This is a genomic window from Acidobacteriota bacterium, assembly GCA_003696075.1.
Classification (GTDB): domain Bacteria; phylum Acidobacteriota; class Polarisedimenticolia; order J045; family J045; genus J045.
The window spans coordinates 1-26,141 of record RFHH01000121.1 but is presented as its reverse complement, the minus strand read 5'-3'; the positions used below and the strand labels follow the sequence as shown (position 1 = coordinate 26,141).

The following is a 26,141-nucleotide window of genomic DNA, read 5'->3' as shown; positions in this document are numbered from 1 at the left end:
CCGCTCCGTTCTCAGAAGGCGAGCAGCTCTCTCATCTTCGCCTCGATCCGCTCCGTGGTGGGCACGACCGCTTCCATGAGCCCGGTGTCGTAGGGGATCGGGACGTCCGGGACCGCGAGTCTCACCACCGGGGCGTCCAGGTCGAACAGAGCTTCCTCGGCGAGCGTCGCGGCGATCTCGGCGCCGAAGCCGCAGGTCAGTCCGTCCTCGTGAACGATCAGGCAGCGTTTCGTGCGCGACACGGACTGGAGCACCGCGTCCTTGTCCCATGGAGAGATGGTGCGGAGATCGATCAAATCGATTCCGGCCTCCACCCTCTCCGCCGCGCGCTCGCAGCGCTCCACCATCGCCCCCCACGAGACGACGGTCAGGTCTCCTCCCTCGCGGACCCGCCGCGCGCGCCCGAACGGGAGGACGAAGTCGTCGCCGGGATAGGGGCGGCGCGCCCATGCGGCGTCGAGGAGAGCCCGGTGCTCGAAGAAGATCGTCGGGTCGTCTCCGCGCATGGCGGCTCGCAGCAGTCCCACCGCGTCCTCTGCATTGGACGGTATCGCGACGCGCCACCCGACGGCGTGGGCGAAGACCGCCTCCCCCGACACGCTGTGCCACGGATCGCCGCACTTGGCGAACCCCCCGGGCATGCGCACCACGATGGGAGCGGCAAAGCGGTTCGCGGTCCGCCACCGGATCGTTCCGCAGTTGTTGAGCTGCTCGGTGGCCGGATCGGCGTACTTGCGGAACTGGATCTCGGCCACCGGGACGAGGCCGGCGATCGCCATCCCGACGGCTCGGCCGACGATCCCTTCCTCGGAGAGGCTCGTGTCGAACACACGCTCCGGCCCGAACTTCGCCTGGAGGCCCATGGTGGCGGCATGGACCCCTCCCTTCGGCGCGACATCCTGCCCGAAGACGAGCAGCCGCGGGTTGACGCGCAGCTCGTGTTCCAGCGTCCGGCGGATGGCGGTCAGCATGTTGATCCGCGGCGGTTCCGGGGACGGGACGTCCGTACCGCGCGGCAGCTCCACGCCCTCGGCCGCGAGCCCTCCGGCCTGGGCCGGCAGCGAAGCGCCCGAGGGTCCGCGCTCGGCGAAGCGATAGCGGGTGACGCTGGCCGGATCGGGCCGCGGCCGGCGCCGCGCGGCCTCCACCGCGCGCTCCACGTCCGCCACCGCTTCGCGCGCCAGCGCCTCCCATTCGTCCTCGGAGATCAGCCCGGGCACCAGGTGGCGCCGCAATTTCGGCAGGGGATCGTTCTCGCGCTCCCGGCGCAGGACGTGTTCCGGCTTGTAGGCCTGGGTGTCCTGGCCCGAGTGCCCCGAAAGGCGCGGCACGGTCAGGCGCAGGAGCAGCGGGCCGCGGCGCGAGCGGACGTGGCCGACCGCGCGGCGCACGAGCGCCGCGCACCCGGCGGGATCGGTTCCGTCCCCCTCCATCACGGTGAGGTTCCTGAACGAGGCGAGGTTGGCGGCGATGTTTCCGCCCGGGGTCTGCATCGTGTTGGGAACCGAGATGCCGAAGCCGTTGTCCTCGATGTAGAAGAGGAGCGGCAGCTCGAGCGTCGTGGCGATGGTGAGAGCGGACCAGAAACCGTTCGTCGCCACCGACCCGTCTCCCCCGTGCACGACCGCGATCGAGCGGTCGTAGGTCGAGTCGCCCAGGACCCGCCGCCGGTACTCGATCGCCTGCGCCCAGCCTGCCGCGGGTGTGTACTGCGAGCCGACCTCCCCCGACATGGGCAGCACGGTCGGGCCGCCGTCGCCCGGCAGGTTGCACACCACGCCGATGTCGCGCCCGTCGCTGAAGCCCCCCGACCGCCCCATCGGCGCGGCCGCGGCGTCCTCGAGGGGAAGGCCGAGCGCCAGGAGCAACGGGCGGGAGCGGTAGTAGGCTCCGATCCCGTCGTGCGGGTCGTCCAGCAGGCTGCCGAGGATCGCCTGCGACAGGTCGTGTCCCCGCGCCGAGAACTGGTAGAGGACCTCTTTCCGCGGGACCAGTTCCGTCTCCTCGATCTCGTCGAGGGCCCGCGACCGCAGCACGACGCGCGCGACTCGCAGCCAGTCGATCGCCGCATCGGCGGCCGCCGGTTCGCTGCTGGTCCCGCGGTTCGGCATGGGGGCTCCGTCCCGCGTCGCCCGGCGCGGGGATCGCGCCGGGCCGGGCGCTCCGGTGTATTCTCGGCGTCCGCCCGGGCGGGGCGCGGCGATTGTACCGGAGCCCTGGCGCGCCGCACGCGCCGCCGCGCGGCCTGCCGGCGGGAGCGAGACCGATGGCTTACGAATCGATTCGTTATGAGCGCCGGGACGCCGTCGCCCGGATCGTGCTCGACCGCCCGAAGGTCCTCAACAGCTTCGACCGTTCCATGGCGAAAGAGCTGCAGGCCGCGCTCGACGATGCGGAGTCCGATCCGGCGGTCCGGTCGGTGCTTCTCACCGGCGCGGGCCGCGCCTTCTGCGCGGGACAGGATCTGGCCGAGGCGCTCCCCGAGCAGGGCGAGGCGCCGCCGATCGATGGGATCGTTCGGGAGAGCTACAACCCGCTCGTGCTTCGTATCGTGAGAGGGAGCAAACCGGTCGTCTGCGCGGTCAACGGCGTCGCCGCGGGCGCCGGAGCCAACCTGGCGCTCGCCTGCGATTTCGTGATCGCCGCCGAGGAAGCCGTCTTCATCCAGGCCTTCGTCAGGATCGGTCTCGTGCCGGACACGGGGGGCACCTATCTGCTGCCACGCCTGGCCGGGCTCGCCCGGGCCCGGGCGCTCGCGATGCTCGGCGAGCGCCTGCCCGCCCGGCAGGCCTTCGAGTGGGGCCTCATCCACGAGGTCTGCCCCGCCGGGGAACTGGAGGAGCGTTCCTTCGCCCTGGCCCGCCGGCTCGCCGCCATGCCCACCCGCGCCCTCGGCATGATCAAGGAGGCGTTCGCGGAATCGCTGGGCAACGATCTCGAATCGCAGCTCGAACTCGAGGCGCGGCTCCAGGCCGAGGCGGCGCGCACCGGAGATTTCGCGGAGGGCGTGCGCGCCTTCCGGGAGAAGCGAGAGCCGCGATTCTCGGGGACGTGATCGATGGCCGAGTCCGGGAAGCCGCGGGTGGGGATCGTCGGAGCCGGGACGATGGGCGGGGGCATCGCCCTCGTCGCCGCCGCGGCCGGGCACTCCGTGGTGCTCCATGACGCCGACGCGGGCGCACTCGCCGCGGCCCGGGGGAGGATCGAACAGGCGCTGGCCCGCCGCGCCGCCCGCGGGCGCTTGACGGTCGAGGAAGCCGAGAGGATCGGCTCCCGGATCGGCACCGCCGCCGGGCTCGCGGACCTCGAAGGCGCCGGCGTGGTCATCGAGGCGGTGGCCGAGCGCCTGGAAGTGAAACGCGAGGTCCTGCGCGCGGTGGAGCGCGTGGCGGAGCGCGATGCGCTCCTGGCGACGAACACCTCGTCGCTGTCGATCGCGGGGATCGGAGCCGGGCTTTCGGATCCCGGTCGCTTCCTAGGGATGCACTTCTTCAATCCGGCGCCGGCGATGGAGCTGGTCGAGGTGGTCCCCGCCCTGACCACCCGCCCGGAGACGGTTCGGCGGGCCGTGACGCTCGCGCGCGCCTGGGGGAAGACGCCCGTCGTCGCCAAGGACACGCCGGGCTTCATCGTCAACCGCATCGCCCGTCCGTTCTACGGGGAGGCGCTGCGGATCCTCGACGAGGGCATCGCGGACGCGGCGACCGTCGACTGGGCGATGAAGGAGTTCGGCGGGTTCCGGATGGGACCGTTCGAGCTGATGGACCTCATCGGCAACGACGTGAACTTCACCGTGACGGAGACGATGTTCCACGCCTTCTACGGCGAACCGAGATACCGGCCGTCGATCACGCAAAAGCGGATGGTCGAAGCGGGGCGGCTGGGCCGGAAGTCGGGCATCGGCTTCTACGACTACCGCGAGGGCGCGGTCCGCCCGCGCCCGTCGGGCGACGAGGAGCTCGGCCGGCGCATCTTCCGCCGCATCCTCGTGATGCTCGTCAACGAAGCCGCCGACGCCGTCTTCTGGGGCGTCACCACCCCGGAGGAGGCCGATCTCGCCATGACCAAGGGGGTCAACTATCCGAAGGGACTCTTGCGCTGGGGGGACGAGATCGGGCCTGCGGCGGTTCTCGACGAGCTCGACCGCCTCCGGGCCGACTACGGCGAAGAGCGGTACCGCGCCAGCCCTCTCTTGCGCCGCGCCGTGCGCGAGGGAACCACGCTGACAGAGGCCGGCATGCGCGGAAAGCGAGGTGGATCGTGCTGAGAGACGCTTTCCTCGTCGATGCAGTCAGAACGCCGATCGGAAAGCTCGGGGGATCGCTGGCGCCCGTCCGGGCCGACGACCTGGCGGCGCTGCCGTTGGCCCGGCTGCTCGAGAGGAACGCCGGAATCGATCCGGCGGCGATCGACGACGTGATCCTCGGATGCGCCAACCAGGCGGGTGAGGACAATCGCAACGTCGCTCGGATGGCGCTGCTGCTCGCCGGGCTTCCCCCGTCCGTGCCGGGCGAGACGGTCAACCGGCTTTGTGCGTCGGGGATGAGCGCCGTCATCCACGCCGCGCGCGCGATCCGGCTCGGCGACGGCGACCTGTATCTCGCCGGCGGGATCGAGCACATGACGCGCGCTCCCCTCGTGCTCTCGAAGGCTGAGCGGGCGTTCGGCCGCGACCAGCGGCTCTACGACACCAGCCTCGGCTGGCGGTTCGTTAACCCGAAGATGCGCGACCGCTACGGCGTCGACTCCATGGGGGAGACCGCCGAGAACCTGCGCGAGAAGTACGGCATCTCCCGGGAGGAGCAGGACCGCTTCGCCCTCCGGTCACAGCAGAAGGCCGCCGCCGCGCGGGCGTCGGGCCGGCTCGCCCTCGAGATCGTTCCCGTGGAGATCCCCCAGCGCAAGGGCGAGCCGCTTCTGTTCGAGCACGACGAGTTCATCCGCCCGGACACGTCGATGGAGGCGCTCGCGCGGCTCAAGCCGGCGTTCCGCGAGGGTGGCACCGTCACCGCCGGAAACGCATCCGGCCTCAACGACGGCGCCTGCGCGCTTGTCGTCGCCTCCGAGGAGGCGGCCAAGAGGTTCGGCCTGACCCCGCGCGCGCGGATCGTCGGCTCGGCCGTCGTCGGCGTCGAGCCGCGGATCATGGGGATCGGTCCCGTGGGCGCCACGCGCCGCCTTCTGGAGCGCACGGGGGTGAGCCTGGATCGAATCGACGTGATCGAGCTGAACGAGGCGTTCGCCGTGCAGGTTCTCGCTTGTCTCCGCGAACTGGACCTTTCGCCGGACGACCCCCGCCTGAACCCGAATGGCGGCGCGATCGCGCTCGGACACCCGCTCGGCATGTCCGGCGCCCGCTTGCTGACCACGGCCATGGTGGAGCTGGAGCAGCGGCGCGCGAGGTACGCGTTGTGCACGATGTGCGTCGGCGTGGGTCAAGGGATGGCGACCCTGATCGAACGCGTGTGAGGAGGCCCCGGCCGATGAGAGTCGCGAGTTTCGCCCAGGGAGAGTGGATCGAGGGCCGGGGCACCCCGGTCGTGGTCCGGGATGCGGTCACCGGCGATCCGGTGGCCGAGGTGAGCAGCGAGGGTCTGGACTTCGCCGGAATGCTCCGCTACGCGCGGGCAGTCGGCGGGCCGCGGCTCCGCGCGATGACGATCCACCAGCGGGCCGCGATGCTGAAGGAGCTGGCCCGATTCCTCCTCGACCGCAAGCAGGAGCTGTACGAACTCTCGTACCGGACGGGTGCCACCAAGCGCGACGCGTGGTTCGATGTCGACGGCGGCATCGGCACGCTCTTCGCGTTTTCGAGCAAAGTTCGCCGCGAGTTTCCCGACGAGACCTTCCACGTGGAAGGCACGCCGGAGATCCTCTCCCGGAAGGGGACGTTCATCGGCCGCCACATCTGCGTCCCCCTCGAGGGCGCCGCGCTGCACATCAACGCCTTCAATTTCCCGTGCTGGGGGCTGTTGGAGAAGACGGCTCCCACCTGGCTGGCGGGCGTGCCGGCGATCGTGAAGCCGGCGACCGTGACCTCCTACGTGGCGGAGAAGCTCGTGCGGCTGATCGTCGAATCGGGGATCGTGCCGGAGGGCGCCCTGCAGCTCATCTGCGGGGGGGTGGGAGACATCTTCGACCACTTGACGCACCAGGATGTCGTGACGTTCACCGGGTCGGCCGTCACCGGACGCCGGCTCAAGGCCCACCCGTCGGTCGTGGAGAACTCGGTGCGGTTCAACATGGAGGCGGACTCCCTGAACTTCTGCATCCTCGGGCCGGACGCCCGCCCCGGCACCCAGGAGTTCGACCTCTTCGTTCAGGAAGTCGTGCGGGAGATGACGATCAAGACGGGCCAGCGCTGCACGGCCATCCGCAGGACGCTCGTGCCGGCGGAGCTGTTCGACGAAGCGGCGGAGGCACTCTCGGCGGCGCTGGCCCGAGTGCGCGTCGGCGACCCGAGAATCGAGGGCGTCGAAATGGGACCGCTCGTCGGCCTCGAGCAGCGGCGGGAGGTGCGCGCGAACGCGGCTCGTCTTCTGGAGGAGTGCCGGCCGATCCTCGGAGATCCCGATTCGTGCGAGCCGGAGGGAGCCGATCCCGAAAAGGGCGCCTTCTTCGGCCCGCTGCTCCTCGCGTGCAGCGACCCGCTCGAGCGCGCGGCGCCACACGAGGTGGAGGCCTTCGGGCCCGTCAACACGATCATGCCGTACCGGGACCTGGACGAACTCCTCGAGCTGGCGCGGAGGGGGCGCGGGAGCCTCGTCGGATCCATCTTCACGGCGGACGGAGAGGTGGCCCGCCGGGTGGTGCTGGGCACCGCCTCGCATCACGGGCGCCTGCTCGTCGTCGACCGGCACTGCGCGGCCGAGTCGACCGGCCACGGCTCGCCGCTGCCGCACCTCGTTCACGGCGGTCCCGGGCGCGCGGGCGGCGGAGAGGAGCTCGGCGGGGCGCGCGCCGTGCTGCACTACATGCAGCGCACCGCGCTCCAGGGCTCCCCGGAGGCGCTCACGCTGATCTGCCGGGAGAGGCATCCCGGAGCGCGCGGGCGGCGGAGCTCCGAACATCCCTTCCGCAAGCACTTCGAAGACCTGGAGATCGGTGAGGAGATCCTCACCCATCGCCGCACGATCACCGAGACCGACGTCGTCAACTTCGCCGGGATCAGCGGCGATTTCTTCTACGCCCACACCGACGAGATCGCCGCTCGCGAATCGATGTTCGAGCGGCGGGTCGCGCACGGGTATCTCGTGCTGTCGGTCGCGGCCGGCCTCTTCGTCGATCCGGCGCCGGGGCCTGTGCTGGCGAATTACGGCCTGGAAGGACTTCGTTTCATCAAGCCGGTCTACATCGGGGATACAATAAGGGCGCGCTTGACCTGCAAGCGCAAGACGCCGAAACCCCCCCGGGAAGGCGAGCCGCGCCAAGGCGTCGTGGCGTGGGACGTGGAGGTCACCAACCAGGACGAGGAGGTTGTCGCCGCCTACACGATCCTGACGCTGGTCAAGTGCCGATCGGAATCGCCGACGGAAGCTCGAGACGCGCGCGGCCCCGGGCGGAGCCAGGAGCCATGAACGACCCTCGAACGCGCATGCAGGTTCTCGAACCGGAGGCGACGCGGGACCTCGTCCCCCGCCTCACCGCGCCGGTCTGGCTCTATCGCTTCGAGCACACCGAGCACGGATGGATCATGTGCATCGCGACCCAGGGCGAACCGGGGAGCGGCAAGCTCTCGCTCGGCGGCTTTCGCATCGTGCCGGAGGCCCGAGCCGCGGCTCCCGGGTTCTCGCCGGAGCGGGAGGCGATCGGCCTGGCCCAGGGGATGGGCGAAAAGGCGGCCTGGTCGCGGCTGACCCGCGTCGGGGGCCCCCTCGGCTTGCGGGAGCTCGACCGGATCGTCGGCGGGAAGTGCGTCCTGCTGCCGACCCCGGGTTTCCGTGTCGGGGAGAAGGGCGACTTCGAGCTGCTCGACTGGGGCGTCTCCTGCTGCCTCGAGGTGGAGCGCCGGGCCGGCGTCCACCTGATCACCGGGCAGGACATGGGCCACGGCGTCATGTCCGACGGGCGGACGACGTCGCTGGAATACCTTCACGAGCGATTCGCCGGCAGCGTGCTCGAGGACACGTCGAAGCCGACGGGGGAAGGGAACTACTGGATCCTGCGGGGCGCCCTCGATGCCCTGGGCATACCGATTCACAAGGCGAGCGTGGGGCTGATCGGGTGTGGCAACGTGGGCATGCACGTCCTCGACCGGCTGCACGACGCGGGAGCGCGTCTGCTCGCCCTCGACATCGACGAGAATCGGCTCAGGGAACTCTCGGAGCGGGGCGTCGCCACCTTCCGCGCCGGGGAAAAGGCCCGCCTGGTCCAGGCGCCGATCGACGCGCTCGTCGTCAACGCCGCCGGGGGAAGCCTGGACGAGCCCACCGTCAGCGCAGCGTGCGAGAACGAGCGGCTCAGGGTCGTCTGCGGCTGCGAGAACCTCGCCATGACCGATCCGCAGGGTGTCGAACGGCTGCGGCGCGCGAAGACGGCCTACATGCCGACGGAGCTGTGCGGGATGCTCGGCTACCTGACGGCGGTCGAGGAATACCTCTCCCGCGCCCGGGGGGTGCGCTACGGGGTGGAGGTCATGTTCGAGGCCGCCCGCGGGCTGGAGCCGATCGGGCGGCGGGGCATGTCACGGCTCGTCGAGCGGAACTTCGACTGCACCTTCGCCGACGCGGTTCGCGAGGTCTACGGGGAAAACCCTCTCGGTTGACGCACCGCGGGAGCGCATTCGCACGGCCGGCTCCCCGCCGGCCCTCCGCCGCGCGGGGCGGCCGCTCCGTGCGACCGGGGGCGCGGCGACTTTTCCTCTGCGGGGCTGCCGCGGGCCGGCCGATCCAGGGGATCCGTTCCGAGCTTCCGGTGGCAGCGGCTCGTTTCGCTGCGGACGCCGGCTACAGGCGGGGAGCCGGCCCGACGCGGCCCCGGGAACGGGACGGCGGCCGCGGGCGGTCAGCGGCCGCGCATTCCCTGAATCGTTCGCTGCGCCCGGTCGGTCAGCACCAGGCGGGCGCTGATCGCGGCGCGCCGCTCGAGGAGCCGTTCCCAGCCCGTCGTGTCCTCCCAGAACACGCGCTTGAGTTCCGCCATCGCCTCGGGCGAAAAGCCGGCCAAACGCTCGAGCAGCGCGGACACCGCGGCATCCAGCTCCTCGATCGAGTCATGGACCTGGGCGTACAGGCCGTGCCGTTCGGCCCAGTCCGCGTCGCGCCAGTCGGCGTCGGCGGCGGCGGCGGCGAAAGGACCGGGACCGATCCTCCGCTCCACCACCGGACCGATGACGAACGGCCCGATGCCGAGAGCGAGTTCGCTGAGTCTGATCGATGCGGCTCGCGTGGCGAGCGCATAGTCGGATGCGGCGACGACTCCGACTCCACCGCCGACGACCTTGCCCTGCACGCGCGCGACGACGAACTTGGGGCAGCTTCGCATCGCCAGGATCAGCCGCGCGAAGCCCATGAAAAACTCCGTGGCCGCTGCCTCGTCCTTCACCGCCAGCAACTCGTCGAACGACGCCCCCGCGCAGAACGCCCGCTCGCCGGCGCTCTGCAGCAGGACGACACGGGCTGCGGGGTCGTCCGACGCTCTCCGCACCGCGGCCGCGAGTTCCGCGAGCGTCGCTCCGGGAAGGGAGTTTCCCTTCGGGTGAGAGAAGGTCACCCGGGCGACACCGCCCTCGACGTTCACTTCGACCCGGCCCGGTTCGATCATCGGCCCGTCCTCCTCGAGCGGTGCGCCGGAGCGGCCGCCCCGCCCGGCGCGGGGACGGAGGCTATCCCGCCCGCCGATCGCTGTCGAGGCTGGGCTTTCCGGGAACTTGCGGCCGCGGTCGGAAAGAGCGAGCTTCGATCCGGGAGGCGTCGCCTCGATGAAGATGCAGCGGATGCCCTCCGGATCGGGTCTCGTCGCCCTGGTCGTCGTCCTCACGGTCGTGCTGCTGCTGTCGGCCCGGGCCTGGCGGTCGCACGTGCCCCCGGAAACGCCGCCGGCGCTCGACGGCGCCGCGATCGGCGAGAAGCTGCAGGAGATGGACCGGACGACCTCCCGGCACGCCCGGGAGCTGGAAAGGGTCCTCGGGGGCCCGTGAGCGCGGCGCGATCGCAAGCGCCACCGGCGCGACGGCGGAGGCCTCCCGGCGCCGCCCGGTTCAGCCCCGCGCCCCGGCCACCAGCGAGCGGACGCTCTCGACGACCGCTTTCTCGGTGATGCCGAGCTTTTCCATCACCACCGGGCCCGGCGCCGAGGCGCCGAAGCGATCGACGCCGATCACGACACCCCGGTCGCCCGCCCAGCGGTGCCAGCCCAAGCTGCGGCCCGCTTCGATCACGACGCGGGCGGTGACCGCCGGCGGCAGCACCTCCTTCCGGTAGGCGTCCTCCTGCTCTTCGAAGGCCTCGGCGCACGGCATCGAGACGACGCGCACGCGGATTCCCTCCGCGGCGAGCGACGTCCGGGCGGCGAGCGCCAGCTGGAGCTCCGATCCGGTCGCGATGACGATCGCGTCGGGCGTTCCGCCCTCCGCCTCCGCGAGGACGTACGCACCGCGCGGGAGCCCCTGCGAAGCGCGCTCGAGCGTGCCCTCCAAGACCGGAAGCTTCTGCCGGGAGAGGACCAGCGCCGTCGGACCGTCCGTTCGCCGTGCGGCGTAGAGCCAGGCCGCCGCGGCCTCGTTCGGATCGCCGGGGCGAACGACGTGCAGTCCGGGAATCGCCCGCAGCGCGGCGATCTGCTCGACCGGCTGGTGCGTCGGGCCGTCCTCCCCGACGCCGATCGAATCGTGCGTCCAGACATAGACGACCGGCAGCCGATCGAGCGCGGCCAGCCGCACCGGCGGACGCATGTAGTCGGAAAATGCCAGGAACGTGGCCACGAACGGCCGCAGCCCCCCGTGGTATGCGAGACCGTTCGCGATCGCACCCATCGCGTGCTCGCGCACGCCGAAGTGGACGTTCCGTCCCTCCCATTCGCCCGGTGCGACCCACCCCGCGCCGGCGATCTCGGTCTTCGTCGATCCCGACAGATCGGCATCGCCCCCGACGAGCCAGGGCAGCGCCGCCGCCACCGCCTGCAGCGCCTTGCCGGCCGCGGCGCGGGTGGCCAGCGATTCCCCCACGCGCCAGCGGGGCAGGCGCTCGGCGAGCTCGACCGGGGCGGGCTGCTCGAGGAATCTCCGGAACTCCTCGCGCCGCTCCGAGCGCTCGAGCCGCTCGCGCCACGCGGCGTGCGCGCGCCGGCCGCGCTCCGCCGCCTCGGCGCAGCGCGATCGAACCTCGTCCGGGACCGCGAAGCGGCGATCCGGGTCGAGACCGAGCGCCGCCTTCGTCAGCCGGGCTTCTTCCTCGCCGAGCGGCGAGCCGTGGGCGGCGTGGGTTCCCGCCTTGTGGGGCGAGCCGAATCCGATCGTCGTGTGGACCACGATCAACGACGGCCGCTCCTCGTCCTCTTCGGCCTCGGTGATCGCGCGGTCGATCGCCGCGAGATCCCCGTCGCCGTCCGCCACCTCGAGCACCTGCCAGCCGTAGGCGCGGTACCGCGCCGAGACGTCCTCGGTGAAGGTCATCGACGTCGGACCGTCGAGCGAGATGCCGTTCGAGTCGTAGAGGTAGATCAGCCGGCCAAGCCGCAGATGGCCGGCGAGGGAGGCGGCCTCCGAGGAGATGCCCTCCATCAGGTCGCCGTCGGAGACGAGAGCGTAGGTCCGGTGGCCGACCAGGGCCGGCCCGAAGCGGGCGCGCAGCATCGCCTCCGCGACCGCCATCCCCGCGGCGACCGCCGTGCCCTGGCCGAGGGGGCCCGTCGTCGCCTCCACACCGGGCGTGAGATGCCGTTCGGGGTGGCCGGGCGTGCGGCTTCCCCACTGGCGGAACCTCTCGAGTTCTTCGAGCGGCAGATCGAAGCCGTACAGGTGAAGCAGCGCGTAGAGAAGCATGGAGCCATGTCCCGCGGACAGAACGAAGCGGTCGCGGTCCGGCCACTCGGGATCCGAGGGATCGAACCGGAGGTGGCGCTGCCAGAGGACGTAGGCCATCGGAGCGGCTCCGAGCGGCAGCCCCGGATGCCCGGACCGGGCCTTCTCGATGGCGTCGATGGCGAGGCCTCGGATCGTGTTGACCGCGAGCAGATCCAGATCGTCCGGTCGATAGCTCATGGGCGCCTCCTGGAGACGAGCGACGGTGGAACGAGCGCCGCTGCGTCGGCGTCGGTGACGATGAGACCGCGGCGGGCGATGCGGGCGGGCGTCCGCTCGACCCGCCCCTCGTCGGCCATGACTCGAGCGAGAGCCTCCGCCTTCGAGCGGCCCGCCGCCAGCAGGACGATCTCCCGAGCCGCCTCGATCACCGGCGGCGTCACGGTGAGCCGGAGCTCCGGCGGCACCGGCGCGCGCACGCAGAGGACGCGGCGCCGCCGCTCGTGGAGAGCCGGCGACCCGGGGAACAGCGACGCGGTGTGGCCGTCCGCTCCCATGCCGAGGACGAGCACGTCCAGCCGGTCGGGAAGCCGCGCCTCGTAGCGCTCGGCGGCCTCGGGGCAGCGCTCTCCCTCCATGCGCAGGACGGCGCGGGGCGGGCGCGGCAGCCGGTCGAGAAGGCTCTCGCGGACCATGCGGAAGTTGCTCTCCGGATCGTCCGGTGGGACGCACCGCTCGTCACCGAAGAACAGCTCGACGCGGTCCCAGTCGATCGGCGGCAGGCCGCAGCCGGCGGCCAGCGATTCGTAGACGGGTCGGGGAGTGCGTCCACCCGCGAGTCCCAGACGGCAGCGGCCCTCCCGCGCGATCGCTCCGGCGACGAGGGAAGCCAGCTCGCGGGCGGCTTCCCGGCGGAACGCCTCCGCGCCGTCGCAGACGAGGAGTCTCGGCTTCACCGCCGCCAGGTCCCGTGCCGGAGCGGTGCGTCCTCGGGATCGCCACGCAGGCGGAAGCCGTGCGCTCCGAAGTAGTCGCGCTGCCCCTGCGTGAGGCTCTGGGGAAGCCTCTCCGAGCGCAGGGCGTCGACGTAGGCGAGGGAAGAGGCGATCGCAGGCGCCGGAATGCCGGCCGAGGCCGCGGCGGCGGCGGTCCGCCGCCAGCCCGCCAGCGCCTCTCCGATCTCGCGCGCCAGCGGCGGGTGCAAGAACAGGTGCGGGAGCTCCGGATCGCCTGCGAACGCCTCGGCGATCCGGTCCAGCAGCGCGGCGCGGATGATGCAGCCCGCCCGCCACACCCGCGTCACGGTCCCGGGATCGATCCCCCAGCCGTGCTCGTCGCTCGCGAGCCGAATGAAGCGGAACCCCTGGGCATAGGCGCACAGGCGGGCCCCGAAGAACGCCTGCTCGAGATCGCCGGGGGCGAGTTCGACCGGGCCCGCCGGCGTGCCGAGCCGCGCCGCGAGCGCGCGGCGCAGCGACCCCGCCGACGAGAGGACGCGGGCATCGACGGCGGCCGTGAGCGTCGGCACCGCCTCTCCCATGTCGATGGCGTCCCGGGCGGTCCATCGCCCCGTGCCCTTCTGCCCCGCCTCGTCGACGATGGCGTCGACGAGTGGCTGCTCTACGTGGGTGGCCCGCAGGACCGCGGCCGCCGCTTCGGTCAGGAAGGAGGCGAGGCGGCCCTCGCCGAATCGGTCGAAGAGATCCGCCACCTCCGCCGGGGCCAGGCCGAGGCCCCGCCGCGCGAGGTCGTAGATCTCGGCGATCACCTGCATGTCGCCGTACTCGATCCCGTTGTGGACCATCTTCACGAAGTGGCCGGCCCCCCCCGGTCCGAGCCTGGCGACGCAGGGGCCGTGCCCGCTTCGTGCCGCGATCGCCTCGAGGACGGGCGCCACGAGCTGGTAAGCCCGGAGATCTCCTCCTGCCATCAGCGACGGGCCGTGCCGGGCGCCTTCTTCTCCCCCCGACACTCCCAGCCCCACGAGCGACACGCCGCGCGCGTCGAGGGAGCGCTGGCGGCGCTCGGTGTCGCCGTAGTAGGAGTTTCCGCCGTCGATCACGACGTCTCCCCGGTCGAGCAGGGGAGCGAGCCGGTCGAGAACGGAGTCCACCGCCCGCCCGGCCGGCACCATGACGAGAATGCGGCGCGGCCGCGGCAGCCGCGCGACGAGATCCTCGAGATCCTCGGCTCCAACGGCCCGCCCGGCGGGCTCCTCTCTGCCGAACCGGGCCACGCGCTCCCGGTCGATATCCCACGCGACGACCGAAACGCCGTGATCGATCATGTTCCGCGCGAGGTTGAGCCCCATCACGCCCAGCCCCACGAGGCCGAAGGCGCCGAGCGCGGGGCGCTCATCGCGCGCCGTCATCGCGAGGTCTCCCGCGTGCGGGGAGCCGGCGGGATCGGGCGCCACGCCCGCCCGTCGTCGGTGAGCAGCTCGTCCGCCGCCGGGGGACCCTGGCTGCCCGCTCGGTAGAGATGCGGCGGCGGAAGCTCGCCGGACTCCAGCCGCTCGACGATCGGCGTGACGAACCGCCATGCCGCTTCGACCGCATCCTGACGGTCGAACAGCGTCTGGTCGCCGCGCATCACGTCGAGGAGGAGCCGGTGATAGGCGTCGTGGAGCGGGACATCGAAGGCCCGGGCGTAGGAGAAGTCCATGGTGACCTCCCTCACGTCGGTGGCATGTCCCGGCGCCTTGCAGGTGAAGGACAAGGTGATGCCCTCGTCCGGCTGGATCCTCAACGTCAGCACGTTCGGGCGCATCCGGCGGCAGGTGTCGCCCGTGTCGAACAGACACAGGGGAACCTCCTGGAAGACGATCACCACCTCGGTCAGCTTGCCGGCGAGCTTCTTCCCGGTCCGCAGATAGAAGGGGACTCCCTGCCACCGCCAGTTGTCGATGAAGACCTTCATCGCCACGTAGGTGGCGGTGTTGGACTCCGGATCGACATTCTTCTCCTGCCGATACCCTTCGTACTGTCCGGCGACGACGGCCCTGGCGACGTCGTCTCCCTTGATCGGGCGGAGGCCCCGGAGAACGGCCACCTTCTCGTCACGCACGTCGTCCGCGTGGAAGGAGAGCGGCGGCTCCATCGCGCACAGGGAGAGGAGCTGGAGGATGTGGTTCTGGACGATGTCCCTGACCACGCCCGTGCGGTCGTAGAAGGCACCGCGGTTCCCGATGCCGATCGGCTCGGCCACCGTGATTTGCACGTGATCCACGTACTTCCTGTTCCACAGCGGCTCGAACAGGGCGTTGCCGAAGCGGAAGACGAGGATGTTCTGAACGGTCTCCTTCCCGAGATAGTGATCGATCCGGTAGAGCTGGCTCTCGTCGAGGAACTCGCTCAGCGTGCGGTTGAGCCTCCGGGCCGACTCCAGGTCCCGGCCGAACGGCTTTTCGATCACCACCCGCGTCCACGGGGACTCCCGCCCCGTGCGGTGCAGCAGGTTCATCCCCGAAAGAGTCCGGAGGATCGGTTCGACGGCGGAGGGCGGCGTGGCCAGGTAGAACATCCGGTTGCCGCCCGTGTCCCTCTTGCGCTCGAGTTCGGCGAGGGCTGCGGCGAGCCGCGCGTACCCGTCCTCCTCGGACAGGGCCACGTAGTCGATCGCCTCGGCGATCTCGCCCCACCGATCCTCGGGGACATCGGAAGCGCTCGGGCGGAGCGACTCGAGGAAGGCGTCCCGCTCCATCCGTGTCCTGGCGGCCCCGAGGATCGCGAACCGCTCGGGCATGAGCCCGTCGCACGCGAGCCGGAACAGGGCGGGGAACAGCTTCCGGCGCGCCAGATCCCCCGTCGCTCCGAACAGGATCAGCGCGCACGGCTCGGGCCGCTCGCCCGCCGCCGGTTCGGGACGGGGTCCGGCGACCTCGCACTCGATCCGCATCCTGTGACCTCCTGAGGCCTGGCGCTGCGGACTCCCGGGCGCTCATCCTCGCACGGGAGGCGTTCGGGGGAAAGGGACGCTCCCGGCTCCTCGCCGGTCGCGGCCGGCGGCTCGGCGGCGGACCCCTCCGCCGGCCGGGACTCCGGAGTGCCCGCCGGCGGGGAAGCGCTCCGGTGCCCCCCGGCGGTCCGAGGTTGCCGAGGCCGCGGCCGTTGCGGATGATGGGCGGCGTGACGCCGTCTCCCGGGCGGCCGGAGGTGTCCCATGGCGGAGCGGAAGGACCAGGATCCCTGCCTCGACCACTTTCGCGAGCACCGCGAGGAGATCCGCACGGAGCTGCTCGACTCGATCGCCCGGTTCGCGCCCGGGGAGTGGGACGGCTCTCCGCTGCGGGTCCGCTCGGGACCGTTTTCGATCGTCGTCGACGTCCACGCCGACGTGGCCGGCTTCAGTTCGCGCGTGATCACCCGGATCCGCGCGCCCTACGTGAACCGCGACGGCTTCCGTTTCCGCCTGCGCCGCCGCTCCCTGATGCTGGACCTCGCCAAGCATCTCGGCATGGAGGACGTCGAGATCGGGGATCCCGAATTCGACCGCGAGTTCATCGTTCAGGGCAACAGCAAGGAGGAGCTGCGCCGCCTGTTGGGCTGCGAGCGGCTGCGGCGCGATCTGGTGGAGGCTCCGGTGGAACTCCTGGAGGTGCGGGACGACGAGGGGTGGTTCGGACCGGACTTTCCGGGGGAGGTCGACGAGCTGTACCTCCAGGCGGACGGGCGGATCACCGAGCCGGACAAGATCGACCGCCTCTACCGGCCGTTCGCCGAGACCCTCGACCGCCTGTGCCAGATCGGCTCCGCCTACCGGTCCGATCCCAACGTTCGGCTGTGAGCGGGGGCCACGGGACGATGCGCCGGCTGCCGGGCTACCGTCCGCATCCCGATTCGCCCGCCGGCCGGGCTCGCCGCGGCGGGGCGGAGGGCCCGAAGCCCAAGTGGTTGGGAGTGCGCCTCCGCACCGGCCCGCGGTACAACCGGGTCCGGCGGCTGGCGGAAGGGCTCGGGCTGAACACCGTGTGCCAGGAAGCCCGTTGCCCGAACATCTTCGAGTGCTGGTCGGCGGGCACGGCCACCTTCATGATCCTCGGCAGCGTGTGCACCCGGCGGTGCGGTTTCTGCGCGGTGTCCAGCGGCCGTCCCCCGGCGCCACCCGATCCGGACGAACCGCGGCGCGTGGCCCGCGCGGTGGCCGACCTCGGGCTCCGGCACGCGGTGATCACCTCGGTGGATCGCGACGATCTCCCGGATGGCGGCGCGGCCCACTTCGCCGCCGTCATCGAGGAGATCCACCGGACGGCGCCAGGCTGCGCGGTGGAGGTCCTGACTCCCGATTTCAAGCAGGATCCGGAGGGTGCGCTCCGGACCGTGCTCCAAGCGAAACCGGCGGTTTTCTCGCACAACGTGGAGACGGTGCCGGAGCTGTACCGGGTCGCCCGCCCCGGCTCGCGGTTCGAGCACTCGCTCGCGCTGCTCCGGCGCGCATCGGAGCGGCGGGCTCTCTTCGGAGGCCTCACCAAGACCGCGATGATGCTCGGCCTCGGTGAGACCCGGGAGCAGGTGGCGGCGGCGCTCCGGCGGATCCGGGAGGCCGGTGTGGACATCCTCGCGCTCGGCCAGTATCTGCGGCCGGGTCCGGAGCAGATGGCGGTGGCGCGGTACGTTCCGCCGTCGGAATTCGAGCGCTGGAGGCGCTTCGCACTCGGGTTGGGATTCCGTCACGTGGAGGCCGGGCCGCTGGTGCGCTCCTCGTACCACGCCGAAGCGCACGTTCCGCGCTGAGGGCGTCACGGCTCGCCGGAGAGCTGCAGGACGCGGCCGATCATCTCCTCGCGGCCGCCGTCCCGTCCCGGTTCGATCAGCCGGCGGTCCTCGCGGAGTCGCATCCAGGTACGGAGGAGCCGGGCCGCCCGGTCGGCTCTCGGGGGCGCCGGCGGCGGCGAGAGGACCGCGTCGACCGCCTCCGCGGCGGCCCTCCGCGCCCGGCGGGGGCCGGGTAGCAAGAGGCGTCGGCGCACCAGCCGCCCGCCCGCGATCGAGAACAGCGCCGCCCCTCCCCGCCACGGGGCGGGAGCCACCAGCACGCCGTCCGGCGGGGCGGGGCCGAGGGCGCGCCGCTTCACGTTCAGGCGCGGTTCGAAGCGCCGAATCCATTCCGCTTCCGCCAGGAGCGCATCCGGGACGCTGTCGACCGTCCGGGTTTCGAGCCGGAACGACTCGGCCCGGAGGAGGCGGTCCTTCTCGTCGCGAGGCGAGCCCGCGAAATAGGAGCAGACCCGCGCCCTGAGGTTGGCCGACTGGCCGACGTAGATCGTGGTGCCGTCCGCGGCGAGAAAACGGTAGGCCCCGGGCAGCTCCGGGAGACACCGCAGATCGCTCGGGCCGAACGCCTTTCCCTCGAAGTCCGCCGGCTCGAGCGCGGCTTCGAGCATCCGGTGCAGCGCGAGGGTGTCCCCGACCCCTTCGAGCGCGAGCTCCTCGACGAGGGCGGCCCAGGCGTCGGCCACGACCGCGGCGAGTCGGTCGGCGGCCGGTCCGCCGGCGCCCTCCACCGGCTCGACGTGCGGGCAACCCAGCGACTCCGCGATCGCCACGGGGTCGGCGCGGCCGCGATGGCCGCGCAGGCGCCTCGCGACCTCCGCCAGCGAGAGGACGGGGCGCGGCAGCTTCCTTCCCGTCCGCTCCTCGAAGCGGGCCGCCTCCGCCTCGCCGCCGGCGCAGACGGTCATCGCCGGCTTCCCCGGCCCGCGCGCCAGGAAACCGGCGAGCGGAACCCCGTGCGGGGCGACGACGGCCGCGAACGGCGCCCGGAGCGGGAGACCCCGGGCGGCGGAACCGCGCACGCGCCAGACCGTCCCCAGCCGCTCCAGCCGCGGATCCGCGGCGAGAAGACCGCCGAGAAGCGACTCCGCCGTCGCCTCGTCCAGCACGCCCACGCGGAGAAACTCGCGGGCGAGGTCGGCGGTGCTGCGGGGGGGCCCGTCCGCGAGAGAGGCGACGATGCGGTCGACCAGCGCCGGACCCTTCATCGCGGATCAGCTCCTGGCCAGCGCCACCAGCGTCAGATCGTCGTCCTGCTCGGCGCCGCCCGCGTGCTCTTCGATGGCGGACGTCATGCCTTCCACCAGCTCCTCCGGGCCGCGCGGCGCCAGCTGCCGGAACCGCTCCAACAGGCGGCCCTCGCCGAACGGATCGCCGCCCGGGTCGCGCTGGTCCAGAGCCCCGTCGCTGCACAGCAAGAGGAGATCGCCGCTCCGGAACGGGCGCTCGGCGATGGGGCAGTCGAAGTCGGGGAAAAGGCCGACGGCGGGTGCCAGCGACCTCAGGACCTCCACCCGGCCGCCCGAGAGCAGGAGCGCAGGTGTGTGTCCCGCCCCGGCCAGCCGGAGCCGGTCGGTTTCCGCGTCGACGAGAGCGAACGCTATCGTCGCGAACCGGTTCTCGGGAATCAGCGGCCGCAGCCGCTCGTTGATCCTCGGCAACCAGCGCTCCGGGGGCAGGTCCGAGGTGCGCGCGCCGTACCACAGGGCGTGGAGGCTCGAGGTGATGAGCGCCGCGCCGAGGCCCTTGCCGGCCACGTCGGCGACCATGATTCCGGCCGTGGCGGGCGACGGCTGCCACACGTCGTACAGATCGCCGCCCACCGTGTGACACGCCCTGTGGTGGGCGGCCACCACGAAGCCCTCGGCGAGGCGGGGGTGCTCGCCGGGGAGGAGGCGCTCCTGGATCTCCGCCGCCGCGCTCAGCTCGGCCTGCATGCGCCGGTTCCTCTCCTCCACGCGCCGCGCGCGCTCGAACTCCAGCGCGATGCCGATGAAGCTCGCCAGCGTGGCCACCAGCTCGAGTTGCGAGCGGTGAAAGTGCGCCCGGTGCGAACGGGTGTCGATGTAAAGGATCCCCCGAACCTCCTCCTCGTAGCCGACGGGGGCGCAGTAGAAGGACCGGATGCCCTGGCTGACGACGGATCGCGCCGCGGCCATGTCCCGGTCGGCCGAGACGTCCTCCGCGAACACCGCCTCGCCCGCCTCCAGCACCCGCCGGTGGACCGTGCTCGGTATGACGATCTCCGCCCGCTTCTCCCAGGGAACCGCGCTCTTGATGCGGAGCGAGCCGTCGGGGGCGGCGAGCGCGAGAGCTCCCCGGTCGCCGTCGACCGCCTCCACCGCCATGCGCAGGATGTCCCTGAGCGTGGTGTCGCTCGGTCCGCGGTGGGCCAGCTCGCGCACCGCCCTCACCACGACCCGGGGGAAAGCGCGGGGCGACGTGTCGGCGGAGCGGTAGGTGTGCACCGTCGCTGCACCCGCCGTCTCCGAGAGGGTGACCGAGCCGTCCGCGGCGGCTTCCCCGAAGGCGAGCGCGCTGTTCCCCAGCTGCACGATGTCCCCCTCGTGGACCGGCGTCGGCGCGGTGACCCGGACGCCGTTGAGGTAGGTGCCGCCGCGGCTTCCCACGTCGCGGATCGTCCAGCCTTCAGCGGTCCTGGCCAGCTCGGCGTGCGCGCGGGAGACGTAGGCGTCGAGAAGACAGATCTCGTTCGACCTCGACCGGCCGACCCGGATGCGCTCTCCCCGCAGCTCGATCGTGCGCCGCTCGTCGTCCGCCGTGATGATCGTCACCTTCATGGCGGCACCTCCGACCGGATCCTCCCGGCGGGCGAGGGCGCCCGGTGCCGCGCTCCGCTCCGCGGCGAACTCAGCGGCGCTCTCGGGTGATCGTGCGAACCCGCACGACACCGGCGGGGACTCGGTAGACGAAGAGCTTCGGGAGGAGGAACTGCTGCGTGCAGATCTGCCCCGGCCCCGGGTAGACCTCCTCGAGGGTGAAGACCGCTTCCTCGTCTCCGTCCAGCTCCGTTTCGACCACTCGAGTCCGGCGGCAGCCGTTGCTCCTGGGGCGCCCCGTCACGGCCACCACGCGGTGCGCGTGGAAATCGACGGCTGGCGGCTCCCCTTCGAGCCCGGAGCGCTTCGCCAGGGAGGCGTAGGCCGCCTCGTCCGCGACGATCTCCGCCCCCGGGGCGTGATCCCAGCTTCCCTCCCAGAGGAGTACGGGGCGTTCCGCACCGGGCGCGGGCCGGCACTCCGCCGGCGCCTCGACCGTTTCGGCCGTGGCCTTCCGCACCAGCCGGCTCACCGTCACCAGCCACGCGGCGGGAGGCCGCGCCCCACCCCCGCAGCCGCACCCGGGCTCCGGGACCCGCTCCTCGATCGTCACCTTCGCCTTCATGTTCCGCGTCTCGACCGCCGCCAGGGCGGTGTCGCGGCACCCGTTCTCGCGAGGCCGGCCCACGACCAGCAGGACCGATCGCTTTCTCAGGTCCGGCCGCTCCCCGCCGAAGTCGGGGTCGAGCGGTTCCACGAGCCGGTCGAAAGCCGCGTCGTCGCGGATGACCGTGACCCCGGGCTCGAGCCCCGGGGCGGTCCCGCTGTAGATCACCTCCGGCTCCGGCGCCTGGAACAGCTTCCCGCCGCCGGCGAGGGTCACCAGAAGGGCGGCGAGCACCAGCCGCGCCCGCCCGCGTGGGAGAGGGTTCCTGCGCTGCGATCCGTCCACGTCTCGCCTCCTGCGACCAGCATTGTGCCACGGACGCCGGCCGGGGAGCCGGGCGGCGCGGCGGGCGGCGCGGTGCGATTGTGAGACAATCCGCCCGGACGGTGCGCGGGGCGCGATGATCCGGAAATTCCTGGCCGACACGGTGGAGGCGGTCCTGCGAGGCCTGACGCGGCTCGGGCTGCCGGTCTGGTGGCGCGAGCGGATCCGCCGGCGCCTCGCGGCGCTCGGCGGGGACTCGCCCATCCCCGCCCGGCCGTCGAGGGCCCCTTACAAGATGTGCGCCGAATGCCGCGCGCTCGTTCCGCGACGGGCCCGTTCCTGCCCGGAGTGCGGGGCGGCGATGCGGGGGGGAGCGGCCGGCGGCCCCCACCGCCTCCTGGAGGCGCTCGCACCCGGTCTGGGGTCGGCTTCGCTGGCGGTCGCCGGACTGACGGCGGCGTTGTACCTGGCGATGGCCCTCGCCGGCCCCGGGGGCTCGCCGTTCAGCCTGCCGACCCGCATGCTGGTGCGATTCGGGGCGAAGTACACCCCGCTCATCGCGGCCGGCGAGTGGTGGCGGCTGGTGAACCCGATCTTCCTCCACGCGTCGATCATCCATGTCGGTTTCAACGTCTACGCTCTCGCGAGCCTCGGGCCGGTGGTGGAGGAGGTGGTCGGGGGCCGGAGATTCCTCGTGATCTACGTCGCCACCGGTATGGCGTCGTTCGCCGCCTCGGCCTGGTTCGCTCCGGGTTCACTGAGCGTCGGCTGCTCGGGGGCGCTCTTCGGGCTGATCGGCTTCGGCATCGCGCACGGATACCTGCGCGGCTCGCGACGCCTGGCGGGTCAGCTCACGCGCTGGGCCCTGTTCGGGGCGATCCTGCTCCTCGTGCCGGGGATCGACCATGCGGCGCACGCCGGCGGCCTCGTCGCCGGCCTGTTGCTGGGGTCGGCGATCGGCGGCCCCCCGGCGCGCTCGGCGTGGCTGGAGGGCGCCTGGACGGCAGCCGCCGCCGTCGCCGTGCTTGTCTGCCTCGCGGGCTTCGTCGCGGCGGCCGCCGCGCCTCCCGCCGTCTGAGCGGCCGAAGCGGATGACGAGCGGCGCGTCGCACGACTGGCTACCGACCGCGGCCGCGATCGCGGGGGCGCTCCTCCTGGTCCTGGCCAACGCCCTGTTCGTCGCCGCGGAGTTCGCGCTCGTGCGCGTGCGTCCCGGGAGGCTCCGAGAGCTGTCGGCGAAGGGCAGCCGCCGGGCGGCCAGGGCCCTCCATCTCGTCGAGCACCTGGATCAGGCGCTCTCGGTCTGCCAGGTGGGGATCACGCTCGCCAGCCTGGCGCTCGGATGGCTCGGCGAGCCCGCCTTCGCGTCGATCTTCGAATTCCTTCTGGGCCCCGCGGAGCCGTGGCTGGGGACGGTCGCGCTGTCGGCCTCTCTGGGCCTCTCCTTCTTATTCATCACTTTTTTGCACGTGGTGCTGGGCGAGCTGGTGCCGAAGACGGTCGCCATCGTCCTGGCGGAGAAGGTGGCCCTCGGCGTCTCCCTCCCCCTGCGGCTGTTCTGGATCGCCTCGTGGCCCCTGGTGGCGCTCCTCAATTTCTCGGCGCGCCAGATCCTCAGGCCCTTCCCGATCGGCGACGTCGAGGAGGCAGAGGCGCACGGGCGCGAAGAGTTGCGGCAGATCCTCCGGCGAAGCCTCAAGCAGGGCCGGCTGGGAGCCATCGACGTCGCCCTCCTCGACAACATCTTCCGTTTCGCCAACCGCCGGGTCCGGGAGATCATGGTTCCCCGGGCGCGGGTCGTGGCGTTGGACGCCGGCAAGCCGGTGGCGGAACTCCTCGAGCGGATCCGTGAGGAGGGGTTCTCGCGCTATCCCCTCGTCGAGGGCGATCTGGACAACGTGATCGGAATGATCCACGTGAAGGATCTGCTCCAGCCGCTCATCGCCGGGGAATCGCGGGTCGATCTGCGGCGCCTGGCGCGGCCGTGCCCGGTGGTGCCCGAGACGCTGACCGCGGACCGGCTGCTGAGGACGTTCCAGCAAAGCCGGGCCCACCTGGCCGCAGTGGCCGACGAGTACGGGGGCACCGCCGGGATCGTGACGCTCGAGGACGTGCTCGAAGAACTGGTCGGAGAGCTCCGCGACGAGTTCGACCTGGGGGAGCAGGATCCGATCCGCCCACGCTCGGGAGGAGGGTGGGTCCTGGATCCGCTGCTGCCGCTCGACCGCCTCGCCGAACTGGTTCCGGAGCCGCCACCCGCTCCGCCCGGCGTCCACACCGTCGCCGGGCTGATGCAGGAGCGGCTCGGCCGGCTTCCGCGGGCGGGGGATCGCATCCCCTTCGGCCCCGGACACGAACTGGTCGCGACCGTGGTTCAGGGCACCAATCTGCTGCGCGCCGAGCTGGTTCCTCGCGGCGACTGAGGCGCCGGTCCCCGGCCGGGCCCCGCTCGGGTCCGGTGGACCCTCCGGGCTCCGTTCCGCTCCGGAACAGTCCGCCATCTTTTTCGTCAGCGGATTTGCGGGATCGGAAACCGGGCCTCGCGCCGCCCTCCGCGGCCGTCTTCAACCGCACATGTTTCAAAGCTTTCCCGCGCCACGAGAGCTGCGCGCGGTGCTTGATCTTCGCCCTTCCGGGGCCATATTCGCCCGGGGGACGGGATCGCATCACCCGCGAAAAGGAGAGAGACCGTGCGCGCTTGGACGTCCTTGGTTCTCGCCGTGGGGACCGCCGTGGCCGCGACGGCCGCCTTCTCCGCTGAACCGGCGGAGACGGCCTCCTCCCAGCCGGTCTTCGACACGTCGATGTACAGGCCGACGATCGTCTTCCTCGACGCCGCCGAGAGCACCGATGCCGCATTCGTCACCGTCACCGGCATCGTCTTCTCCCACGCGCCGATCGAGCGGGTGACGGTCGGCGAACGCGTGGCGGCGACGCGCCCGGCGCAGCCGAAGGACCTGATGAAGCTCGAGCGGGTCCCGGAGGGGGCGACCGAGGCGCCCTTCCGAACCTTCTTCGAGCTTCAGGACGCCGGCCTTCCCCGCCAGGGGGCGAACGACATCGAGGTGCGCGCGCACGCGTCCGACGGCCGCGTCTCCCCTCTGTACCGGATCACGATCGTCCGCACGACGCCCGTGGCGCGTGACGACTGACCCGGAGTAGGCCGGGAAAAGGTGACATCCATGAGATCGACCCGCTACGAGCAATCGGGCTCCGCCCGCACCGTTTTCCTGCTGGCCCTCGTGGTGAGCGCATCGGCGCTGATCGCTTCCTCCTTCCTGCGCGGAGAGAGCATGATCAACATGCTCGCTCGCGCGATCACCGAGTTCGTGGTGCCCCTGAACGCGATGATCATGTTCGGCTTCGCGGTGATCATCTCTCTCGTGCTGGGGGTCTTTCTTCACTACTACCTGTTCGAGCTGCGCGACCGGTACCTGATCGACATGGAGGCGGCCCAGCGCGTCGCGGCCGAGCTGCGTAACACCGCTGCGCCGATGGAGCAGCGTATCGCCGCCGCCCAGCGCGCCCTCGAAGGCGACCGGACCCTCTTCGGGCAGATCCTCCGGCGATTCCTGCAGGAGAACGGGCTGGCCGAGGCGGCGCCGGGGCGCAAGTGGCAGGAGCTGCAGGATGACGAGTTCGAGCGGGTGAAGCGCAACCTCATGTACTTCTCGCTCGCGTCCGTGCTCGCGCCGGCCATGGGATTCCTCGGCACCGCGGTCGGGATGGTCGCCGCGTTCTACGAGATCTCGATTCTGGACACGGTGACGCCCGCGGATCTCGCGACGGCGATCCAGATCGCTCTCATCACGACGGTCGTCGGCTTGATCATCAAGACGATCGCCATGCTGCTGAAGACGCTGGTGATTCACTCGATGGGGCGCCGGGAGGACCAGATCGCCCTGGCCTACCAGCGCCTGATCGCCTGAGGAAGCGGGGCCGGGCGGAGCCCGGTGTGCCCCGGCGAGGGCCCAGATGCGAAAGTCGTGGCGGCACAGCTTTGATCTCGAAGACGGCTTCGAGGGAGCTGTCGACGTCGTTTTCCTGCTCATCATCTTCTTCCTCGTGGCCTCGTCGTTCGACAAGACCGTCCGCGAGAAGCTCGCCCTCCCGCAGCGCGATCCGGACCGCGCCGTCGCGACGAGCGCGCAGGAGCGCGATCGACTCGACATCACCATCTACCGCGACTCCCGCATCGCCGTGGATCACGAGGAGATCGCCGTCGGTGACCCCAACTCCGTCGAGGCCTACCGCAAGGTCGGCGAGGCGATCGAGAGCTGGGCGGCCGAGCATCGTCCCGGCCTTCCGGTGGAGAAGGCGCTCCGCGGAGTCGACGTCTTCATCACCACCGATCGCCAGTCGTACGCCGGGGCGGCGCTGAACGCGATCCTGGCCTGCCTCGACCGCGGCATCACCCCGCAGGTGATCTTCGAGGAAGCGAGGGTGGCTCGACGATGACGCCGAGGGCCCGCGAATCCCGGGAGCGCCTGTATCGATACCTCAGCGTCTGCCTCTCGGTCGCGACGGCCCTCCTCTTGCTTCCCCCCGAGTGGATCCGGTTGTCCCGGACGCGCGAGGAACCGCGGGAGGTCGTCCCGCGGGAGGTGAAGATCGTGCGCGTCCCGCCGGAGACGCTCCCGCCGCCGCCGCCCCTGCCGCCGAGGCCGAAGAAGCGCCCGCGGCCGCGCCCCCAACCGCCC

Annotated in this window: 23 protein-coding genes; 14 read left to right on the top strand and 9 right to left on the bottom strand. The window is 71.8% G+C overall.

From position 1 onward, the window contains the following. Positions 1–11 precede the first annotated feature (11 nt). Positions 12–2,111 (bottom strand): pyruvate dehydrogenase, encoded by a 2,100-nt coding sequence (locus D6718_07850; protein ID RMG45304.1) that lies wholly within the window; start codon positions 2,109–2,111, stop codon positions 12–14. A 155-nt stretch (positions 2,112–2,266) separates the two neighbouring features. Here D6718_07850 and D6718_07845 point away from each other — a divergent pair, with 155 nt between their 5' ends. The 5 genes from D6718_07845 to D6718_07825 are packed head-to-tail and all read left to right on the top strand — an operon-like array spanning position 2,267 to position 8,764. Continuing rightward, positions 2,267–3,055, top strand: coding sequence for a 2-(1,2-epoxy-1,2-dihydrophenyl)acetyl-CoA isomerase (locus D6718_07845; protein RMG45303.1), 789 nt, complete (start codon positions 2,267–2,269; stop codon positions 3,053–3,055). A gap of 3 nt (positions 3,056–3,058) precedes the next feature. Then, positions 3,059–4,267: a 3-hydroxybutyryl-CoA dehydrogenase gene (locus D6718_07840; GenBank protein RMG45302.1), complete on the top strand. Its 1,209-nt coding sequence runs from the start codon at positions 3,059–3,061 to the stop codon at positions 4,265–4,267. Beyond that, positions 4,264–5,469: a 3-oxoadipyl-CoA thiolase gene (gene pcaF / locus D6718_07835; protein RMG45322.1), complete on the top strand. Its 1,206-nt coding sequence runs from the start codon at positions 4,264–4,266 to the stop codon at positions 5,467–5,469. The genes D6718_07840 and pcaF overlap by 4 nt, the downstream gene beginning before the upstream one ends. Before the next feature lie 14 nt (positions 5,470–5,483). After that, positions 5,484–7,577, top strand: a complete 2,094-nt coding sequence (gene paaZ, locus D6718_07830; GenBank protein RMG45301.1) for a phenylacetic acid degradation bifunctional protein PaaZ — start codon at positions 5,484–5,486, stop codon at positions 7,575–7,577. Further along, the gene (locus D6718_07825) at positions 7,511–8,764 is read left to right on the top strand and encodes a hypothetical protein (GenBank protein ID RMG45300.1); all 1,254 of its coding nucleotides are present in this window, start codon (positions 7,511–7,513) and stop codon (positions 8,762–8,764) included. The genes paaZ and D6718_07825 overlap by 67 nt, the downstream gene beginning before the upstream one ends. Positions 8,765–9,003: 239 nt before the next feature. Here the strand turns inward: D6718_07825 and D6718_07820 are convergent, their stop codons facing one another. Continuing rightward, positions 9,004–9,762, bottom strand: a complete 759-nt coding sequence (locus tag D6718_07820; GenBank protein ID RMG45299.1) for an enoyl-CoA hydratase/isomerase family protein — start codon at positions 9,760–9,762, stop codon at positions 9,004–9,006. A gap of 157 nt (positions 9,763–9,919) precedes the next feature. On the opposite strand from D6718_07820, the gene D6718_07815 reads away from it, so the two are divergent. Further along, positions 9,920–10,138: a hypothetical protein gene (locus D6718_07815; protein ID RMG45298.1), complete on the top strand. Its 219-nt coding sequence runs from the start codon at positions 9,920–9,922 to the stop codon at positions 10,136–10,138. 60 nt (positions 10,139–10,198) lie between these two features. Here D6718_07815 and tkt read toward each other — a convergent pair whose 3' ends face one another. The 4 genes from tkt to zwf are packed head-to-tail and all read right to left on the bottom strand — an operon-like array spanning position 10,199 to position 15,856. Further along, entirely contained in the window at positions 10,199–12,199 is a 2,001-nt protein-coding gene (gene tkt / locus D6718_07810; protein RMG45297.1) for a transketolase, read from the bottom strand. Beyond that, positions 12,196–13,251 (bottom strand): 6-phosphogluconolactonase, encoded by a 1,056-nt coding sequence (pgl, locus tag D6718_07805; GenBank protein ID RMG45296.1) that lies wholly within the window; start codon positions 13,249–13,251, stop codon positions 12,196–12,198. Before pgl ends, tkt begins: the two co-directional genes overlap by 4 nt. Then, positions 12,912–14,330, bottom strand: coding sequence for an NADP-dependent phosphogluconate dehydrogenase (gene gndA / locus D6718_07800; protein ID RMG45321.1), 1,419 nt, complete (start codon positions 14,328–14,330; stop codon positions 12,912–12,914). The genes pgl and gndA overlap by 340 nt, the downstream gene beginning before the upstream one ends. Then, complete coding sequence (zwf, locus tag D6718_07795) at positions 14,327–15,856, bottom strand: glucose-6-phosphate dehydrogenase (protein ID RMG45295.1); 1,530 nt, start codon at positions 15,854–15,856, stop codon at positions 14,327–14,329. Before zwf ends, gndA begins: the two co-directional genes overlap by 4 nt. Positions 15,857–16,120: 264 nt before the next feature. On the opposite strand from zwf, the gene D6718_07790 reads away from it, so the two are divergent. Together D6718_07790 and lipA are read left to right on the top strand one after the other, a co-directional pair. Then, entirely contained in the window at positions 16,121–16,744 is a 624-nt protein-coding gene (locus D6718_07790; protein RMG45294.1) for a DUF3137 domain-containing protein, read from the top strand. A gap of 17 nt (positions 16,745–16,761) precedes the next feature. Beyond that, positions 16,762–17,691, top strand: coding sequence for a lipoyl synthase (lipA, locus tag D6718_07785; GenBank protein ID RMG45293.1), 930 nt, complete (start codon positions 16,762–16,764; stop codon positions 17,689–17,691). 5 nt (positions 17,692–17,696) lie between these two features. Here lipA and D6718_07780 read toward each other — a convergent pair whose 3' ends face one another. From D6718_07780 to D6718_07770, 3 genes are all read right to left on the bottom strand, one after another. Then, a complete protein-coding gene (locus D6718_07780; GenBank protein RMG45292.1) occupies positions 17,697–18,938 on the bottom strand; it encodes a nucleotide excision repair endonuclease in 1,242 nt (413 codons plus the stop codon). 6 nt (positions 18,939–18,944) lie between these two features. Then, on the bottom strand, positions 18,945–20,531 hold the full coding sequence (locus D6718_07775; protein ID RMG45291.1) for an FHA domain-containing protein: 1,587 nt from the start codon (positions 20,529–20,531) through the stop codon (positions 18,945–18,947). A gap of 70 nt (positions 20,532–20,601) precedes the next feature. Continuing rightward, entirely contained in the window at positions 20,602–21,462 is an 861-nt protein-coding gene (locus D6718_07770) for a hypothetical protein (protein ID RMG45290.1), read from the bottom strand. A 115-nt stretch (positions 21,463–21,577) separates the two neighbouring features. Here D6718_07770 and D6718_07765 point away from each other — a divergent pair, with 115 nt between their 5' ends. From D6718_07765 to D6718_07740, 6 genes are all read left to right on the top strand, one after another. Continuing rightward, positions 21,578–22,519 carry a rhomboid family intramembrane serine protease gene (locus D6718_07765; GenBank protein ID RMG45289.1) on the top strand — a complete coding sequence of 314 codons (942 nt, stop codon included), beginning with the start codon at positions 21,578–21,580 and terminating at the stop codon, positions 22,517–22,519. Next, entirely contained in the window at positions 22,467–23,864 is a 1,398-nt protein-coding gene (locus D6718_07760) for a DUF21 domain-containing protein (protein RMG45288.1), read from the top strand. Before D6718_07765 ends, D6718_07760 begins: the two co-directional genes overlap by 53 nt. Positions 23,865–24,131: 267 nt before the next feature. Then, positions 24,132–24,593: a hypothetical protein gene (locus tag D6718_07755; GenBank protein RMG45287.1), complete on the top strand. Its 462-nt coding sequence runs from the start codon at positions 24,132–24,134 to the stop codon at positions 24,591–24,593. 30 nt (positions 24,594–24,623) lie between these two features. Next, positions 24,624–25,370, top strand: a complete 747-nt coding sequence (locus D6718_07750) for a MotA/TolQ/ExbB proton channel family protein (protein ID RMG45286.1) — start codon at positions 24,624–24,626, stop codon at positions 25,368–25,370. 46 nt (positions 25,371–25,416) lie between these two features. Next, positions 25,417–25,899: a hypothetical protein gene (locus D6718_07745; protein ID RMG45285.1), complete on the top strand. Its 483-nt coding sequence runs from the start codon at positions 25,417–25,419 to the stop codon at positions 25,897–25,899. Next, positions 25,896–26,141: hypothetical protein (locus D6718_07740; protein RMG45284.1), on the top strand; the 246-nt coding region annotated here is incomplete at its 3' end. The genes D6718_07745 and D6718_07740, both read left to right, overlap by 4 nt.

Excerpts from the sequence above, each read along its gene's own strand:
- D6718_07850 (RMG45304.1), bottom strand. The coding sequence starts at position 2,111 with ATGCCGAACCGCGGGACCAGCAGCGAACCGGCGGCCGCCGATGCGGCG.
- D6718_07845 (RMG45303.1), top strand. The coding sequence starts at position 2,267 with ATGGCTTACGAATCGATTCGTTATGAGCGCCGGGACGCCGTCGCCCGG.
- D6718_07840 (RMG45302.1), top strand. The coding sequence starts at position 3,059 with ATGGCCGAGTCCGGGAAGCCGCGGGTGGGGATCGTCGGAGCCGGGACG.
- paaZ (RMG45301.1), top strand. The coding sequence starts at position 5,484 with ATGAGAGTCGCGAGTTTCGCCCAGGGAGAGTGGATCGAGGGCCGGGGC.
- D6718_07820 (RMG45299.1), bottom strand. The coding sequence starts at position 9,762 with ATGATCGAACCGGGCCGGGTCGAAGTGAACGTCGAGGGCGGTGTCGCC.
- D6718_07815 (RMG45298.1), top strand. The coding sequence starts at position 9,920 with ATGAAGATGCAGCGGATGCCCTCCGGATCGGGTCTCGTCGCCCTGGTC.
- tkt (RMG45297.1), bottom strand. The coding sequence starts at position 12,199 with ATGAGCTATCGACCGGACGATCTGGATCTGCTCGCGGTCAACACGATC.
- gndA (RMG45321.1), bottom strand. The coding sequence starts at position 14,330 with ATGACGGCGCGCGATGAGCGCCCCGCGCTCGGCGCCTTCGGCCTCGTG.
- zwf (RMG45295.1), bottom strand. The coding sequence starts at position 15,856 with ATGCGGATCGAGTGCGAGGTCGCCGGACCCCGTCCCGAACCGGCGGCG.
- D6718_07790 (RMG45294.1), top strand. The coding sequence starts at position 16,121 with ATGGCGGAGCGGAAGGACCAGGATCCCTGCCTCGACCACTTTCGCGAG.
- lipA (RMG45293.1), top strand. The coding sequence starts at position 16,762 with ATGCGCCGGCTGCCGGGCTACCGTCCGCATCCCGATTCGCCCGCCGGC.
- D6718_07780 (RMG45292.1), bottom strand. The coding sequence starts at position 18,938 with ATGAAGGGTCCGGCGCTGGTCGACCGCATCGTCGCCTCTCTCGCGGAC.
- D6718_07775 (RMG45291.1), bottom strand. The coding sequence starts at position 20,531 with ATGAAGGTGACGATCATCACGGCGGACGACGAGCGGCGCACGATCGAG.
- D6718_07765 (RMG45289.1), top strand. The coding sequence starts at position 21,578 with ATGATCCGGAAATTCCTGGCCGACACGGTGGAGGCGGTCCTGCGAGGC.
- D6718_07750 (RMG45286.1), top strand. The coding sequence starts at position 24,624 with ATGAGATCGACCCGCTACGAGCAATCGGGCTCCGCCCGCACCGTTTTC.
- D6718_07745 (RMG45285.1), top strand. The coding sequence starts at position 25,417 with ATGCGAAAGTCGTGGCGGCACAGCTTTGATCTCGAAGACGGCTTCGAG.